Source organism: Klebsiella sp. DY2415, from assembly GCF_026314315.1.
GTDB classification, from domain to species: Bacteria; Pseudomonadota; Gammaproteobacteria; order Enterobacterales; family Enterobacteriaceae; genus Klebsiella; species Klebsiella ornithinolytica.
The window spans coordinates 2117510-2133029 of the sequence record NZ_CP111115.1 but is presented as its reverse complement, the minus strand read 5'-3'; the positions used below and the strand labels follow the sequence as shown (position 1 = coordinate 2133029).

Here is a 15520-nt window from a genome sequence, read left to right as displayed (position 1 = left end):
GGACGAGCGGACAACGGCTCAGCCTCCCACCCCGGTCAACGTTGAACCGCGAAATGGTTACTGAGCAATGTCCCGTACGGATAAATCGTACTGACCGCTTCTACTCATATTCCGTTATACAAAAACGATGCCAGGTACGATCGGCATCCGTCATCTCACGACGCCCCCGCAGGAATGCGCTGTTCCAGCGACCCGCTTATGCAACCTTTGATTCATCAACACACAAAGCGCACCATAATGGTGCATTAGTGGATTGTTTTAGTGCCGGGTATCAAATCTGACTGAAGAGAATTTCCAGCTGCTTGAGCATCATGGAGGCAGCCAGCGACAGCTGCCGGGCGGGGGATACGCACAGCGCCAGCGTGAAGGGTTTAAGCTGCGGATCGGTCAACGGAATAAACGCCAGCTGGCCGGACTGAATCTCATCCAGAATATCAAGACGACACAAAATGCCGATTCCCATCTGCTCTTTTATCAGGGTTCTTATCATATGAATGTTATTAGAAACAGCCACTTCCCTAACCTCATTGCCGCTGATATTCACCAGCGCTTCCACCGGCTCGCTGATCATCAGCGGCGCGGAAGGAATGATAAACGGGTACTCGATGCACTGATTAAATCGTACGGTGCTGCGGCTTTCCAACGGGTGGCCTTTGGGCACCACGATCCCGATATTCATTTCGGCAAAGGCCCGGACCTGCAGTTCGCGGGAACTTTGGGGGTTGAGCATGATACCAAAATCCGCCTCGCCCGAGATCAGCGCCTGCTGGATGTTGATATTGTTCATGGTGGTTAATGTAAACGAAATGTTGGGGTAATGGTTATGCACCTCCTTCAGCATCGCCGAAAAGAAATGCCGGTTAATGGCATCGATAGTGGCGATGCGCACATGCCCGCGCCGCAGCCCGCGCAGGTCATCCAGCTGCTCGCACACCCGGGTAAAGTCCTTTTTCCAGTTATTTGCCGCGTGCAGGAGCAGCTCCCCGGCGGCCGTCAGGCGCAGTCCCGTCGGATGGCGCTCGAATAGCGGCATCGCCAGCTCATTTTCGACGCGCAAAATCTGACGATCGATGGAAGACGCCGAGACATGCAGCGCCTCTGACGCTTTACGAAACGACCCCTGACGGGCCACTTCGGTGAAATACAGCAGAAAACGGGAGAATGCAAACATGGTCTGGGTGCTCTCTTTTTTGCAACGGGTTGTGCGAATCAAAGCTCTGGACGCAACAGTTTTATCACAATACCGTAGCATTCATAGCGGAGAAACAATCGTTTCACCAATTAACTCACCTGGCGGACAGCCTACGGCGCAGGGCATTTTCTCCCTTCGCTGACTCAGGCCGCCCTGCAGACAGCTTAATATGGGATGGTAAACGTTAATGAAAGACGGCGATCTGATTCCTGTATCGGTCAAGGAAATAAGCCTGAACGGGCAGAGTAATCTGTCATTAAAATTTATTCCCGAAGGCGGGAAAATATTACCCGGCTATTCTGCGGGAGCCCATATCGATATTATGATTCCGGGCGTCGGCCCGCGGCAATATTCCCTCTGCGGGATGCCTGACCACCGCCAGAGTTATGAAGTCTGCGTCAAGCTCGGAGATATCTCCTCCGGCGGCTCCCGCTATTTGCATCATGCGCTTAAGCCCGGCGACCGACTCACCATCTCCCGTCCACGCAACCATTTTCCACTGCCGGCAGCCGGACGTTACCTGCTGCTGGCCGGCGGCATCGGTATCACTCCTCTGCTGGCGATGGCTGAAGAGATAGCACGGCAACATATTGATTTTGAAATACATTATTATGTCTCCACCGCCCGTCACGTGGCCTTTGCCGCGCGGCTGGAGCGGCTCTCTGCGACGGGAAAGATCGTTATCCATTGCAGCGACGAGGGGGACTCTTTGCGCCGGGAGATCCCCGCCTGTTTAACCGCGCCTGACGTCGATACGGCGGTCATTGCCTGCGGCCCGGACGGCTTTATTCAGCGGCTACAGGATATGATGCCAATATATGGCTGGCAGGCCTCGCAATTCTCATTTGAACGTTTTACCTCCGGCGGGCTGAATCATGATGCGGAGAATAAAGGTTTTTATATTGAGCTGGCGTCAACCGGCCAGCGCCTGCAGGTTGCGCCGGAACAAACCATCGCCGAGGTATTATTGCACGCCAACGTCGAGGTCATGCTCTCCTGCGAGCAGGGGATCTGCGGCTCCTGTATTACCGACGTTATCGACGGCATTCCTGAGCACCGGGATAGCGTCCTGACGGCGGAAGAAAAAGCCGGGAACCGTCAGATTACCCTGTGCTGCTCGCGGGCGAAAACGCCGGTTCTGGTTCTCGACCTGTGAGGAGAGCGACGATGCACATTCCCTCCCCCCACACGCCGCTTGCCGGCGTCAGCAACGCCCGTCTCCCGGCATGGGCGCTACCTGCGGGTTGGCCAACGGAGCATAACGGCACGCCGCTGACCGCGGACCTGACCTTTGCCGACGGGCAGATCGCGACGATAGCGCCATCCGGCCAGGCGAATCACGGCTTATGGGATCTCGGTGGAGCGCTGACGCTGCCCGGCCTTGTTGAACCCCATGCCCATCTGGATAAGACCTATACCATTGAACGCTGCCGTCCGTCGGAACCCGGTCTGCTGGCCGCTATTCGCGCCATGCACGAGGATCGCCGGCACTGGACCGCACAGGATCTCCAGCGCCGTGCGTCCGCCGCACTGGCCCGGGCGGCGGCCAATGGCGTCACTCATCTGCGCACCCATATTGACTGGTTCACCGCCGCCGCGCCTGACGCCTGGCAGGAGATCGCCCGCCTGGACCATCCCGGCATCAGCGTCGAGCGGGTGGCTCTGGTGCCGCTGGGACTGTTTGCCGATCCGGCCGCCGCGGAGGCCATCGCGCAGACGGTGGCCGAAGGCGGCGAGGGCTGCTTGCTCGGCGGGTTTGTCCACTCCTCTAACTGGGATCCCGCGGCGATGGAAAACCTGCTGCGCAGCGCGACGCGCTGGCGGTTGGATCTGGATCTGCATATCGATGAGGAGCTCAGCGACAATCCGCGGGGGTTGGCCTGGCTGGCGGAGTACCTCTCCCGCCACGCTTTTCCGGGACGCCTCTGCTGCAGCCACGGCTGCGCCCTGGCCTGCGGCAGCGAAGAGCAGGCGGAGAAGATCCTGCGCCAGCTGGCGGCCCACTCCGTCACCCTTATCGCCCTGCCGATGACCAACCTGCTGCTACAGGATGCGGTTACTGGCCGCACGCCGCGCCAGCGGGGATCACGTTGCTTCAGGAGGCCCGCTGCGCCGGCGTTGCCACCCTCCTCGGCTGCGACAATGTGCAGGACGCTTTCTGCCCGGCGGGGAGCTATGACCCGCTGGATACCCTGGCCTGCGGCCTGTTCAGCGCCCAGCTCAGCGACGTTTTCGACCATCAGTCGCAGTTGATTTGCGATCGGGCGGCGTTAACCGGTGCGCCGGCAGACGCTGCGCCTTTCGCCGTCGGCAACGCGGCCAGCGTGGTGATTTTCCCGGGTAGCGACAGGTTTACCTGGCCTTTAAACAGTGCAGCTCGTCTGGTGATTAACCGCGGCAGGTTAACCCACCAGCGGGTGTGGCGACAGGAGATGACGTATGAGTCTTGAAGCAGGCGCGGGCGCTCCGCTGGCGCGGTATGCCGCCTGGCGCAGAGCCGGCGAGTTTATTTTTCTCTCCGGCATTATTCCGGTCAATCCGCTGAACGGCACCATCGTCAACGGCTTTCAGGATGTGCCGGAGGAGGTGCGGGAGCTGCTGGGGCAAACGGGCGAGTTTTCGACGGATGCCAAACAGGGCCCGATTCTGGCCCAGAGCTGGTACGTGCTGGAAAGCATCCGCCGGACCGTGGAGTCCGCGGGCGGGCAGATGAGCGACGTCATCAAGCTGGTGCAGTACTTTCGCAACCTCGACCATTTTCCCTATTACAGCCGGGTAAGAAAGCTGTTTTACCCCGACCAGCCGCCGGTGTCGACCGTGGTACAGGTCAGCGAAATGCTGCCCGACGCCACGGTGCTGATTGAAGTCGAAGCGACGGTCTGGTTACCCCAATAATTCTCGACCCAGAGGCACAGCGATGATCAACGGTTATATTCCTGCAGAGCGCTTTCTCCCTTTTCTGAGCTGGACGGCGATTGCCGCCCTGCCGGACAAAAGCAATACGGTTATCGTGCTCCCCACCGGAGCCATCGAGCAACACGGTCCGCATCTGCCCTGTTCCGTGGACAGCGTGATCTCTTCCGGCGTGGCGGGACATGCCCTCGCCCGGCTGCCGGCGGATATCCCGGCCTACGCCATCCCGCCGATTACCTACGGAAAGTCCGACGAGCATCTGCATTTTCCCGGTACCCTGACCCTGAGCGGCGACACGCTGCTGCATACCCTCCTTGAGATAGCCGAATCCCTGTATCGCGCCGGCTTTCGCAAGCTACTGATGATCAACGGTCACGGCGGACAGCCGCAGGTGCTGCAGATGGCCTCCCGGGAAATGCGCCTGCGTCATGGCGATATGATCATCATCGCGCACGACGTGTTCAACGTCCCCAATAGCGAAAAGCAGTTTCTCAGCCCTCAGGAACAAAAAATGGCGATGCACGCGGGCCATAGCGAGACGGCGCTAATGCTGGCCCTTGCGCCGGAGTGCGTTCATATGGAGCGCGCCGTCGCCAACTTTCCGCCGCCGTTCCCCTGCCCGACCCTGTCAAAAGGCCGCCCCGCGGCGGCCTGGGCTTCCTTCGATTTTGGCCCCAGCGGCGTTATCGGCGACCCGACCCCGGCGACTCTGGAGCAGGGCCAGGGGTTACTCGAATCCCTGGCCGTCAGCTGGGCGCAGGCGATTAGCGAAATCCACCGCATGGAGTGGGTCGTACGTCACGAAGCGAGCTGGGGAAAACACCACTGGAACGGCTTTGTGCAGTCCGCCCCCTCCTCTTCCGTTGCTGAGTAAAAGGAACTCTGATGAAAAATATGCGTACTCCGGCTTACACGATGCTGGCCCTTACGGCCATCGCCGCCTCTGCATCCTGCCTCGCGGCGGAAAAATTTACTTTCCTGACCAACTGGTATGCCCAGGCGGAACACGGTGGTTTCTATCAGGCCCAGGCCAAGGGGCTGTATAAAAACGCCGGCCTCGATGTCGAGATTAAAATGGGCGGCCCGCAGATCAACGTCATGCAACTGATGGCGGCGGGTCAGGCGGACTGCACCCTCGGCGATAACGGCCAGGCGCTGGAGACCTGGCAGGCCGGCGTGCACGCCGTCACCGTCGCCACCGTTTTCCAGCATTCGCCGACGGTATTTATCACCCATGATAAGGTGAATAACCCGGCAGAATTAAAAGATAAAACCTTCTTGCTCGCTACCGAAGCCTATACCTCTTTCTGGCCGTGGGCGAAGAGCGAACTGGGGCTGGGCAACACCAAAGTGCGCCCCTATACCTTCAACGTTCAGCCGTTCCTGGCGGATAAAAATCTGGTGCAGCAGGGCTACGTAACCTCCGAGCCGTTCTCCGTCGCCAAAGGGGGGCAGCCGTTCTACGTCTATCCGCTCAGCGACTGGGGCTACCCTCCCTACGGCAACTCGATTATCTGTATGGCCGACACCATCAAGAAGCGCCCGGCGGCCGTAGCGGCATTCGTCAAAGCCTCGATGGAAGGCTGGAAAAGCTATCTTCAGGATCCCATTGCCGGTAATCAACTGATTAGCAAAGCGAACCCGCAAATGGGCGCCGAGCAGATCGCCTTTGGCATAGCCCAGATGAAGAAATATCAGTTGGTCACCGGCGGCGATGCGATGACCGACGGCATCGGTATCATCACCCAACCGCGGCTGAAAAAAACCTGGGACATGCTGGTGAAAAACAAGCTGATCGACGCCAGCAAAGTACCTTTTGAGCAGACCTATACCCTGGATATGGTCAAAGATGCCGGAGTCATGCCATGAATACCGCCCCTAAACTCACCGTCATGAGCGACAGTCGCTTCGCCCAGGCGCCCGCGACGCCGGCCATCGAAGTACTCTCGGCGGAAAAAATTTACAGCAACGGCACCCGGGCGCTGCTGCCCGTCAATCTGACCATCAATCAGGGCGAGTTTGTGACCCTGCTCGGTCCCTCCGGCTGCGGGAAGAGCACCTTGTTGAAGATGGTCGCCGGTCTGGTGGAACCCAGCGACGGTAAGCTGATGCTGTGGCGTCGCGACAGCCGGGAAAAAGCCCAGCTTCCCCTCTCTTTCGTCTTCCAGGAAGCCACGTTGATGCCCTGGAGCAGCGTCCATAGCAATGTCCGGCTGCCCCTGGATCTTGCCGGCGTCCCACGAGCAGAAGCCAACACCCGGGTGAGCGAAGCCCTTGAGCTGGTGGGGCTGGGCAAGTTCGCCAACGTCCTGCCGCGCGAACTCTCCGGCGGCATGCAGATGCGCGTCTCCATCGCCCGTGGTCTGGTGACGCGGCCAAAACTGCTGCTGATGGATGAACCCTTCGGCGCGCTGGATGAAATTACGCGCAATAAGCTCGATAGCGATCTGCTGCGTCTCTGGCAAGAGCAAAACCTGACGGTGGTGTTCGTCACCCATTCGATCCATGAAGCGGTATTCCTCTCTCAGCGGGTGATTATGATGGCGGCCCGCCCCGGCCGGGTGGTCGAAGATATCGCCATCCGGGAGCCGTTCCCACGCAGCGAGGAGTTCCGCGTCAGCCCGACATTTTCCCACTATGCCCGGCAGTTGCAGGACAGCCTCTTACAGGCAAGCCAATCCGGTATGGAGCCATAATATGAAAGCCGCTAAATCAACACCGTGGATTAATCATCCCCGCTTTCTCAAAATTCTCTACCCGACCCTCGTCGCGGTCCTGGTGATTATGCTGTGGCAGGGGGCGGTCAGCTATTTCCGCATCCCGCAATTTCTGGTGCCTTCCCCGCTCGTGATGGTGGAAAGCCTGTGGACGCATCTGACGCCGCTGCTGCTGTCGCTGCTGTTCACGCTGAAGATCACCCTGATCTCGTTTCTCCTGTCGATCGTCATCGGCACCGCCATTGCGTTTATCCTGGTGCAGAACCGTTTTGTGGAAACCGCGCTGTTTCCGTACATCGTCTTCTTGCAGGTAACGCCGATTGTCGCTATCGCGCCGCTGATCATTATCTGGGTGAAGGACGCCACCCTCTCGCTGGTAGTGTGCTCCACCCTGATGGCGGTGTTTCCGATTATCTCCAATACCACCCAGGGATTGCGCAGCGTGTCGCCCGGCCTGCTGAGCTATTTCAGGCTCAACCATGCCAGCCGCTTGCAAACCCTGGTGCGACTGCGCATTCCCTCCGCGCTGCCCTATTTCTTCGGCGCCCTGCGTATTTCCAGCGGCCTGTCGCTGATCGGCGCCGTGGTGGCGGAGTTTGTCGCCGGGACCGGAGGCACCAATACCGGCCTTGCCTATCAGATCCTGCAGGCGGGTTACCAGCTGGACATCCCGCTGATGTTTGCCGCTCTGCTGTTAATTTCCCTCGCCGGTATCGCGCTGTTTGGCGTGATGTCGTGGGTATCGCGCCGGGCGCTCAGCGCATGGCATGAAAGCGAAGCGGTGCAATCTCATTAACGTATTGATGATTAACAGGTAGAAACATGATGACTCGTGAGCAACGTCAACAGGCGGTCGCGCTGATCCAGCAGGCATTACCGGAACTGGAGTGGACCTTACAGCCAGCGAAGATCAAACGTCTTTCCCGCGATTTCCACTGGTTCAGCCCGGTGCTCAACCAGCAGCTGGAAGGAAAGCAGGCGGACGCGGTGGTCCGTCCGCGCGACCTGGAAGAGCTGCGGCAGCTGGTTGCCGCCTGCGTAGCGCAGCAGCTGCCGCTGACCCTGCGCGGTAGCGCCACCGGTAATTATGGCCAGCTGGTGCCCCTTGAGGGCGGAGTGCTGGTCGATATGACCGCCCTGAACCGGATCTGCGAACTCAAGAACGGCACGGTGCGCGCCCAGGCTGGCATTCGCCTGGCGGAGATTGAAGCCGCCACTCACCCGACCGGATGGGAGCTGCGCTGCATGCCGTCAACCTTCCGTCTGGCCAGCTTAGGCGGCCTCTACTGCGGTGGCTTTGGCGGCATCGGCTCCATTAACTACGGCCCCCTGGCTGCCCCCGGCAACGTGCTCAGCGTCAAAGTGATGACCGTTGAAGCGTCCCCCCGGGTGTTGACTATTCCGGCTCCGCAGGCGCTGCTGCTACACCACGCCTACGGCAGCAACGGCATTATTCTTGAAGTCGAACTGGCGCTGGCCCCCGTCCATCGCTGGATCGAACGCCTGGATGTGTTTGACGACTTCGCCGACGCTCTGAATTATGCCAACGAGTGCCTCCGTTCTCCCGGTTTCGTCAAGCGCCAGCTGGCGCTGCTTGCCGCGCCAATCCCCGACTATTTTAGCCACCTTAACGGCCATTATCGGGCCGGGCAACACGCGGTCATCAGCGTTATCGCCGAGGAGAGCGAAGGACTCTGTACCGGTCTGATGCTGAAGCATCGGGGAGAAAATGCCATCCGCCAGAGTAGCGATGAGGCCCGGGAGAGCCATACCTCATTAATGGAATATTGCTGGAACCACACCACGCTACATGCGCTCAAAGTCGACAATACGCTGACTTACTTACAAACGGCGTTTAATTATCAGCACTTCCCGAAGCAAATTTTGCAGATGGAACAGCGCTTCGCCGGGGAAGTTATATCGCATATTGAATTCCTCCGCGATAATGATGGCAATATTACCGCCAGCGGCCTGCAACTGGTGCGTTATTCAACAGAAGAGCGACTCAATGAGATTATGCAGATATTTCGCGATAACGATATCAAGATTAATAACCCGCATGTTTTTCAGGTTGAAGATGGCAAGCAGGGAATTATTCGCCCGGATGTCGTGGCCGTTAAACAATATATCGACCCCGATGGTTTGCTAAACCCGGGCAAGCTGCGCGGCTGGGCACTGCGCGACCAGTTAGTCTTAGACAGCAACCCGTTGTCATTAACCGATAAATAAAATTCAGGCCATCTACCTGGCGCCCTACAAAATAAAAGCACAAGGTGATTATCCGCCATATTCGTGGCCGGTATTTTTCTTTCCGAAATTGCAGTGATATTTAACAGGGTGATGTCAATGAAACGCAAAACCATATACCGTGGAGCGACGCTGGGCGCCTTGCTCATTTCCCAGGGGGTATTTATCCATGCCAGCCATGCCGCTATTCCATTAACCCACGACTGTGAATCCGGTATCGCCGGTTCACTCACCGAATTCTTTACCTGCGGTAGCGTCAGCGGCAGCCTGCGCACATTATATTATTCAACCCATAACGCCTATTTTGTTTCAGGGCTATCGCAGGACACGGTCAGCTACGGCGGCAGCGTAAAATATGCCACGGCGGAATATTATGGCGTCAGCCTCGGCGTCAGCGGCATTCTCCAGCGCGGGATTTCCCATAACGATGACCATCTGGTTAACGAACTCGGCCCCAATCAAACCGGCGTCGGCGAAGCCTGGCTCAGCTGGCATTATGACCAGTTCAGGATCACCGCCGGCGACCAGCGGATTAATATTCCTTTCATCGGCGACTATGACTGGCGCATTACGCCAATACTTTTCCGGGCGATTGATGCCAGCTATGGCGATAGCGACAATTTCCTGCATGCCACGAAAATCACTCGCTATAAACCCTGGGGCGACGACCAGTTTCTGGATACCACCGCCTATACCGACATTGAGCAAAGTACCAACGGGATGTGGGGCGTCGGCGGCGGGCGATCCATACCGTTTGGCGATCGCAAAGTTAACGCCCAGATGTGGTACGAAAACTATGACGACTATACGCGGATCGTCTATGCCGACAGTTTTCTCTCGTGGAACGAATATGCCACGGCGCCCAAAATTGGCCTCCAGTTCATTCGCGGCCTGAGCGAAGGTAAAGCGCTGGCCGGCGAAGTGAACAGCACCAGCTATGGCGCGCAGTTCAGTATGAAGCTGCTCCCGTCTCTGGCGTGGACGCTGAATTATAACCACATCGCCGCCAACGGTAATGCTTATGGCAACGGCGCCCTGGTGACGCCGTACGCACACAATACCTCTTCCGGACCCTACTTCGCTCAGCCCTTCTTTACCAGTACCCAGGACCTGGGCAGCGGCAACGCCTACTCCACCGATCTGAACTGGGCCGCCACGGAGCAGGTTTCTCTCGGCAGCCGCTACTCGTTTATGGATTTAACCCCGACGGCAGGCGCTTCCAGCAGCCACCAGTCTGAATACCTGATCTACGGCACCTATCGTTTCGGAGGGCTGCTGAACGGGCTGAGTCTGACGGACTTTGCCGGCGTACAGACCAACTCCACCTCGGATAAAAATTTCTGGCAAAATCGTCTGGCCCTCCAGTATGACTTTTAACTGCCTGACGGCAGGCCCCCTCCCTGTGCGCCAGCGGGGTTAACGCCCGGGCATCAATGGACAATGGTCGCTTTGATGCCCTTTTTCTTCTTCCAGAGCCGCGCCTGAATGTGCCGGCAGCCTGCCCTCGTCCTTACGAAGTAACCCCCACCTTGCCTGTTGACTTATTTTGTTAAAGGTTTACTTTTTAGGACATGAAGAAAATACTGATTATCGTCCCCGATGGCGGCATGTTGTTTGAGTCCGCCGGTATTGCCGACATTCTGATGCAGGCAAACCGGCTGCATGCCGACGGCGCTCTGGCGCCGCGTTATCGTGTCGCCGTCGCCACCACCCAGCCCCACCAGGTGATCCACGGTCAGTCCGGGCTGAATCTGCTTGCCGACCACCGCCTTCACGAAGTGGATCCGCGCGAGCCGCTCGATACCATCATCATCACCGGCAGAGGGCAAAACGAGCAGGAAGGTACCGCCGTTGTCGACTGGCTGCGTCTTGCCGCGCCCCACGCCCGGCGCATCGCCTCCGTATGCGGCGGCGCGATGTTGCTGGCGCAAAGCGGTCTGCTGAACGGCCGGCGGGCCACCACCCACTGGAAGCTGCTGGACGCCATGCAGTCGGCCTTCCCGGCGGTGCGGGTGGAAGGCGGGCCGCTGTATATTCAGGACGGTCCGATCTGGACCTCCGGCGGCGTCAGCTCCGGTTTCGACCTGACGCTGGCCCTGGTGGAAGAAGATTACGGCTTTAGCCTCGCCCGCGATATCGCCCAGGATATGGTGATGTACCTGCGTCGCCCCGGCGGCCAGCTGCAGTTTAGCCGCTATAACCTGCGGCAAATCAACAGCCCTGGGCCGATTGGCGATCTGCTTAAGTGGATGCTCGACAACCTCACCGGCAACCTGTGCGTGGAGAACCTGGCGGAAAAGGTCGCCATGAGCCCGCGCAATTTCACCCGCGTGTTTACCCGCGAAACCGGGGTCTCTCCGGCGCGCTACGTCGCCGAAGCGCGCCTTGCCGCCGCCAGAGAGCGGCTCGAGCAGAGTTACGACACGCTGGAACGCGTTGCTGAGCAAACGGGATTTGGTAGCGCTATCAACCTGCGGCGGGTCTTTGAAAAGCAGCTGCATCTGACGCCGGGAGAATATCGTCAGCGCTTTCACTGCCGAAAAATGGCGTAAAGTGATCGTTATTCGTCATTTACGCCGAAATGCCGGAAACCTAAAGTACCACCAGAGACAACAAATAAGGAGTTGATCATGGTTAAGGTCGGTATTAATGGTTTCGGCAGAATCGGGCGTAACGTCCTGCGCGCGGCGCTGGGCAATCCGGATATTCAGATTGTGGCAATCAACGATCTGACTGACAGCAAAACGCTGGCCCACCTGTTGAAATATGACTCGCTGCTGGGCACCCTGCCGGTGGCCGTGGAGGCGGCCGACGGAGAGCTTAGCGTCGATGGCCAACCCGTCATCGTCTATAGCGAACGTGACCCGGCGCGTATTCCGTGGCGAGATGCGGGGGTGGACATCGTCATCGAAGCCACCGGGTTCTTTACCGAACGTGAAAAAGCGGCGGTTCACATTCACAGCGGCGGGGCGAAACGGGTGATTATCTCGGCGCCCGGCAAGAATGACGATTTAACCATCGTGATGGGGGTTAACCACGCGCTTTACGATCCGCAGCAGCATTCGGTCGTCAGCAACGGCAGCTGCACCACCAACGGCCTTGCCCCGGCCGCTCAGGTTCTGCATCAGCATTTCGGGATCAAGCATGGCCTGATGAATACCACCCACGCCTACACCAACAGCCAGGCGCTACATGACCAGCCGGAAAAAGATCTGCGCGGCGCCCGGGCGGCAGCGTTATCCATCGTTCCCTACTCCAGCGGCGCGGCCAAAGCGTTGGGTAAAGTGATTCCGGCACTCGATGGTCGTCTGACCGGCTACTCGCTGCGCGTTCCGGTGCCGGTGGTGTCGATTGTCGATCTTACCGTCACGCTGGAGCGCGACGTGACGGCAGAAGAGGTGAATGAGGCATTCCGCCAGGCCGCTGCCGCTGGCCCCTTGCAGGGTATTCTCGGCTACAGCGACGAGCCGCTGGTCTCCAGCGACTATCAGGGCGACCCGCGTTCTTCCATTATTGATGGCCTGTCGACGCTGGTGATTGGCGGGAATATGGTCAAGATCCTCGCGTGGTATGACAACGAATGGGGCTTCTCAAATCGTCTGGTCGATTTGGCGCAGTTTATGGCCCGACGCGAGCAGTAACAACGTTGGCTGCGGCGACCCGGCGAGTCCGGGCCGCTTCAGCCGGCAACCCCGAGTCGTGCCGCAGCAATCGCCAGCGGGCGGAAAATTCGCTATTATCCGCCCCCACCCTTTTCAGGCACCTGCTCATGTCCACCATCGTCGATACGTTTATTGCGCCCCCCTGCCACGAAGCCATCGACATCCTGTATCAGGACGAGCACCTGCTGCTGATCAATAAGCCCAGCGGGCTGCTCAGCCTGTCGGGGAAAAATCCGCAGAATCTCGACTCGGTGCACCATCGGCTGGAGCAGCAATTTCCCGGCTGTACCCTCGTTCACCGTCTCGATTTTGGTACGTCCGGGCTGATGGTGGTGGCAAAGAATAAAACCATTAATGCGGCGCTAAGCCATCAGTTCAGCCAACGTTCGGTGACTAAGGTATACAGCGCCCTGCTGTGCGGGCATCTGCGTGAGGATGAAGGCGCAATCGATGCCGCCATTGCCAAAGATCCGGCCCGCTTTCCGCGCATGGCCATTTGCGCCATCACCGGCAAGCCCGCCCGTTCCCGCTACCGGGTGACAGAACGCCTTACCCGTGAAGGCGCAGAGGGTAGCCTGCTGCCGCTGAGCCGGGTACAGCTATTCCCGGAAACCGGACGCACCCACCAGCTGCGTATCCATTGTCAACTGCTGGGGCACCCGATCCTGGGCTGCGATCTCTACGGTGGTCTGACGTGGCCGGGCAGCGCACACGCGCCGCGGCTCATGTTGCATGCCAGCGAACTGCATTTTGTTCACCCTGTCAGCGGCGACCCCGTCACCGCGCGCAATGACAGTCCGTTCTGAATCTCCCGATGCCGGACGGTCGCCGCGGCGCTTCAAAACCGGCTTCATTATTATGTAGCAAGCTAATAAAAATGAATCATATTCATGACGATAGCTTTTAAGCTGAACCCCCATCGGTTACGGGCGTGGAGCCACAGGCTAATTACATGAATATTCAAGTAATTAGCCGTATCAGCTCTCTTCGCAACTGCACATAACCTCTCTGTTTCCTCGTCCCTTTCACGCCCTGCCTCTCTGCACCTGGTCAGCAACCGCGCTTTTTTTGCCTCACCGTGAGTGCGAATCTACCGAGATCCGCCGACTGAACATGCCAGCCCTGGCGTATTATTCCCAGGCGATCTGGCTCTCATTATGATTCCAATATGTCGATTAAGTAACAATTCCGTATCATTTATTGAACATTAAATTGACGTTATCCCTGTCTGTTTCCTATACGTTTAGCCGACCTGTTGACCAATACTAATAATCACAATGTGGAGCTTTTGATGAACAATAGTCCTTCAATGGAACAGACCCGCTCCGAGGTACTGGTCCCGCCCTCCTCGGAGGCGAGACCTTTGGATGCCCGTCAGCAATCCGTCATCAATAAATTATTTCGTCGCTTAATCGTTTTTCTTTTTATTCTGTTCGTATTCTCCTACCTCGACCGCATCAACATTGGCTTTGCCGGCCTGACCATGGGCAAAGATCTGGGGCTCACCAGCACCATGTTCGGCCTGGCCACCACCCTGTTTTACGTGATGTACGTGATCTGCGGCATCCCCAGCAACATCATGCTCAGTATCGTCGGCGCCCGCCGCTGGATCGCTATTTTGATGGTGGTCTGGGGAATAGCCTCCACCGCCACCATGTTCGCCACCGGCCCGAACAGTCTTTACGCGCTGAGAATGCTGGTGGGGATTGCCGAAGCCGGCTTCCTGCCGGGGCTGTTGCTGTACTTAACCTTCTGGTTCCCGGCGCAATACCGCGCCCGCGCCAATGCCCTGTTTATGATTGCGATGCCCGTCACCATGGCGCTTGGCTCGCTGGCTTCCGGGTATATTCTGAATCTCGACGGCGTGCTGAATCTGAAAGGCTGGCAGTGGCTCTTTTTGCTGGAAGGGTTTCCGTCGGTGCTGCTCGGACTGGTCGTGTGGTTCTGGCTTGATGACAGCCCGGATAAAGCCAAATGGCTGACTGCCGATGATAAAGCCTGTTTAAAAGAGATGCTGGATGCCGACCGCGCGGCGGTACAGCAATCGCGACTCAGCGAAGCCAGCCTGCCGCTGTCTCAGCGCAGCATGCTGCGGGAGCTGTTTACCCCGGTTATCATGCTCTACACGCTGGCCTATTTCTGCCTGACCAATACCCTGAGCGCCCTCAGCGTCTGGACGCCGCTGATTTTGCGCAGCTTCAACGAGCAGAGCAGTAATATCACCATCGGGATCCTGAGTGCGATTCCGCAAATCTGTACCATCGTCGGGATGATCTGGTGGAGTAAGCGTTCCGACCGCCTGAAGGAGCGTAAGCTGCATACGCTGCTGCCCTATCTGTTCGCGGCGGCGGGCTGGATGCTCACCGCCTCCAGCAGCAACCCGCTGCTGCAGTTCACCGGGATCGTAATGGCTTCTGCCGGCGCCTTTGCCGCGATGGTCATTTTCTGGACTACCCCTGACCAGTCCATTTCTCTGCGTGCGCGGGCGCTGGGGATTGCGGTCATCAATGCGACCGGCATGACCGGCGCGGCGCTGGGGCCGCTGTTGATGGGTTGGCTGAAAGACGTCACGGGGAATTTCAACGCCGGTATCTTTATGGTCGCCGGGTTCCTCGTGCTGGGCGCGGCGGTGATTGCCTTGATTCCGATGAAAACGGCGGTGAAACAACGCGCTTTGTAAGCGCTGACCGTCTGATTTTCCCGCCAATAAGGTATCAGGGGGCGGTAATCTGCCGCCTCCTGATATTCTCCCCACCGGGCCTCGCCCTCCCCCGCGATTGCAGCACGGC

Annotated in this window: 13 protein-coding genes and 1 pseudogene; 13 read left to right on the top strand and 1 reads right to left on the bottom strand. The window is 58.3% G+C overall.

The genetic code is table 11. The features are described 5' to 3' along the window. Positions 1-271: 271 nt before the first annotated feature. Positions 272-1171 carry a LysR family transcriptional regulator gene (locus OQV00_RS09900; RefSeq protein ID WP_004863639.1) on the bottom strand — a complete coding sequence of 300 codons (900 nt, stop codon included), beginning with the start codon at positions 1169-1171 and terminating at the stop codon, positions 272-274. A 208-nt stretch (positions 1172-1379) separates the two neighbouring features. Here OQV00_RS09900 and OQV00_RS09895 point away from each other — a divergent pair, with 208 nt between their 5' ends. The 13 genes and pseudogenes from OQV00_RS09895 (at position 1380) to hpaX (ending at position 15411) form a co-directional block, all read left to right on the top strand. Continuing rightward, entirely contained in the window at positions 1380-2348 is a 969-nt protein-coding gene (locus OQV00_RS09895) for a PDR/VanB family oxidoreductase (RefSeq protein ID WP_032717140.1), read from the top strand. 11 nt (positions 2349-2359) lie between these two features. Further along, positions 2360-3642 (top strand): annotated as a pseudogene (locus OQV00_RS09890) (amidohydrolase family protein). Then, positions 3632-4087 (top strand): RidA family protein, encoded by a 456-nt coding sequence (locus OQV00_RS09885; RefSeq protein ID WP_004863650.1) that lies wholly within the window; start codon positions 3632-3634, stop codon positions 4085-4087. The pseudogene OQV00_RS09890 and the gene OQV00_RS09885 overlap by 11 nt, the downstream one beginning before the upstream one ends. Before the next feature lie 22 nt (positions 4088-4109). Then, complete coding sequence (locus OQV00_RS09880; protein ID WP_004863652.1) at positions 4110-4979, top strand: creatininase family protein; 870 nt, start codon at positions 4110-4112, stop codon at positions 4977-4979. 11 nt (positions 4980-4990) lie between these two features. After that, on the top strand, positions 4991-5974 hold the full coding sequence (locus OQV00_RS09875) for an ABC transporter substrate-binding protein (RefSeq protein WP_004863655.1): 984 nt from the start codon (positions 4991-4993) through the stop codon (positions 5972-5974). Continuing rightward, positions 5971-6801: an ABC transporter ATP-binding protein gene (locus OQV00_RS09870; protein ID WP_004863658.1), complete on the top strand. Its 831-nt coding sequence runs from the start codon at positions 5971-5973 to the stop codon at positions 6799-6801. The genes OQV00_RS09875 and OQV00_RS09870 overlap by 4 nt, the downstream gene beginning before the upstream one ends. A gap of 1 nt (position 6802) precedes the next feature. After that, on the top strand, positions 6803-7618 hold the full coding sequence (locus tag OQV00_RS09865) for an ABC transporter permease (protein ID WP_004863661.1): 816 nt from the start codon (positions 6803-6805) through the stop codon (positions 7616-7618). A gap of 26 nt (positions 7619-7644) precedes the next feature. Continuing rightward, positions 7645-9051, top strand: a complete 1407-nt coding sequence (locus tag OQV00_RS09860) for an FAD-binding oxidoreductase (protein WP_266280243.1) — start codon at positions 7645-7647, stop codon at positions 9049-9051. 117 nt (positions 9052-9168) lie between these two features. Beyond that, entirely contained in the window at positions 9169-10446 is a 1278-nt protein-coding gene (locus OQV00_RS09855; RefSeq protein WP_004863666.1) for a hypothetical protein, read from the top strand. A 194-nt stretch (positions 10447-10640) separates the two neighbouring features. Then, a complete protein-coding gene (locus tag OQV00_RS09850; RefSeq protein WP_004863669.1) occupies positions 10641-11621 on the top strand; it encodes a GlxA family transcriptional regulator in 981 nt (326 codons plus the stop codon). A 78-nt stretch (positions 11622-11699) separates the two neighbouring features. Then, on the top strand, positions 11700-12710 hold the full coding sequence (gene gap, locus OQV00_RS09845; RefSeq protein WP_064358981.1) for a type I glyceraldehyde-3-phosphate dehydrogenase: 1011 nt from the start codon (positions 11700-11702) through the stop codon (positions 12708-12710). Between the two features lie 128 nt (positions 12711-12838). Then, entirely contained in the window at positions 12839-13537 is a 699-nt protein-coding gene (locus OQV00_RS09840; protein ID WP_099844000.1) for an RluA family pseudouridine synthase, read from the top strand. A gap of 503 nt (positions 13538-14040) precedes the next feature. Beyond that, complete coding sequence (gene hpaX / locus OQV00_RS09835; protein ID WP_032717131.1) at positions 14041-15411, top strand: 4-hydroxyphenylacetate permease; 1371 nt, start codon at positions 14041-14043, stop codon at positions 15409-15411. Positions 15412-15520 lie beyond the last annotated feature (109 nt).

Excerpts from the sequence above, each read along its gene's own strand:
- OQV00_RS09865 (WP_004863661.1), top strand. The coding sequence starts at position 6,803 with ATGAAAGCCGCTAAATCAACACCGTGGATTAATCATCCCCGCTTTCTC.
- hpaX (WP_032717131.1), top strand. The coding sequence starts at position 14,041 with ATGGAACAGACCCGCTCCGAGGTACTGGTCCCGCCCTCCTCGGAGGCG.
- OQV00_RS09895 (WP_032717140.1), top strand. The coding sequence starts at position 1,380 with ATGAAAGACGGCGATCTGATTCCTGTATCGGTCAAGGAAATAAGCCTG.
- OQV00_RS09900 (WP_004863639.1), bottom strand. The coding sequence starts at position 1,171 with ATGTTTGCATTCTCCCGTTTTCTGCTGTATTTCACCGAAGTGGCCCGT.
- OQV00_RS09855 (WP_004863666.1), top strand. The coding sequence starts at position 9,169 with ATGAAACGCAAAACCATATACCGTGGAGCGACGCTGGGCGCCTTGCTC.
- OQV00_RS09875 (WP_004863655.1), top strand. The coding sequence starts at position 4,991 with ATGAAAAATATGCGTACTCCGGCTTACACGATGCTGGCCCTTACGGCC.
- OQV00_RS09880 (WP_004863652.1), top strand. The coding sequence starts at position 4,110 with ATGATCAACGGTTATATTCCTGCAGAGCGCTTTCTCCCTTTTCTGAGC.
- OQV00_RS09850 (WP_004863669.1), top strand. The coding sequence starts at position 10,641 with ATGAAGAAAATACTGATTATCGTCCCCGATGGCGGCATGTTGTTTGAG.
- OQV00_RS09870 (WP_004863658.1), top strand. The coding sequence starts at position 5,971 with ATGAATACCGCCCCTAAACTCACCGTCATGAGCGACAGTCGCTTCGCC.
- OQV00_RS09885 (WP_004863650.1), top strand. The coding sequence starts at position 3,632 with ATGAGTCTTGAAGCAGGCGCGGGCGCTCCGCTGGCGCGGTATGCCGCC.
- OQV00_RS09840 (WP_099844000.1), top strand. The coding sequence starts at position 12,839 with ATGTCCACCATCGTCGATACGTTTATTGCGCCCCCCTGCCACGAAGCC.
- gap (WP_064358981.1), top strand. The coding sequence starts at position 11,700 with ATGGTTAAGGTCGGTATTAATGGTTTCGGCAGAATCGGGCGTAACGTC.
- OQV00_RS09860 (WP_266280243.1), top strand. The coding sequence starts at position 7,645 with ATGATGACTCGTGAGCAACGTCAACAGGCGGTCGCGCTGATCCAGCAG.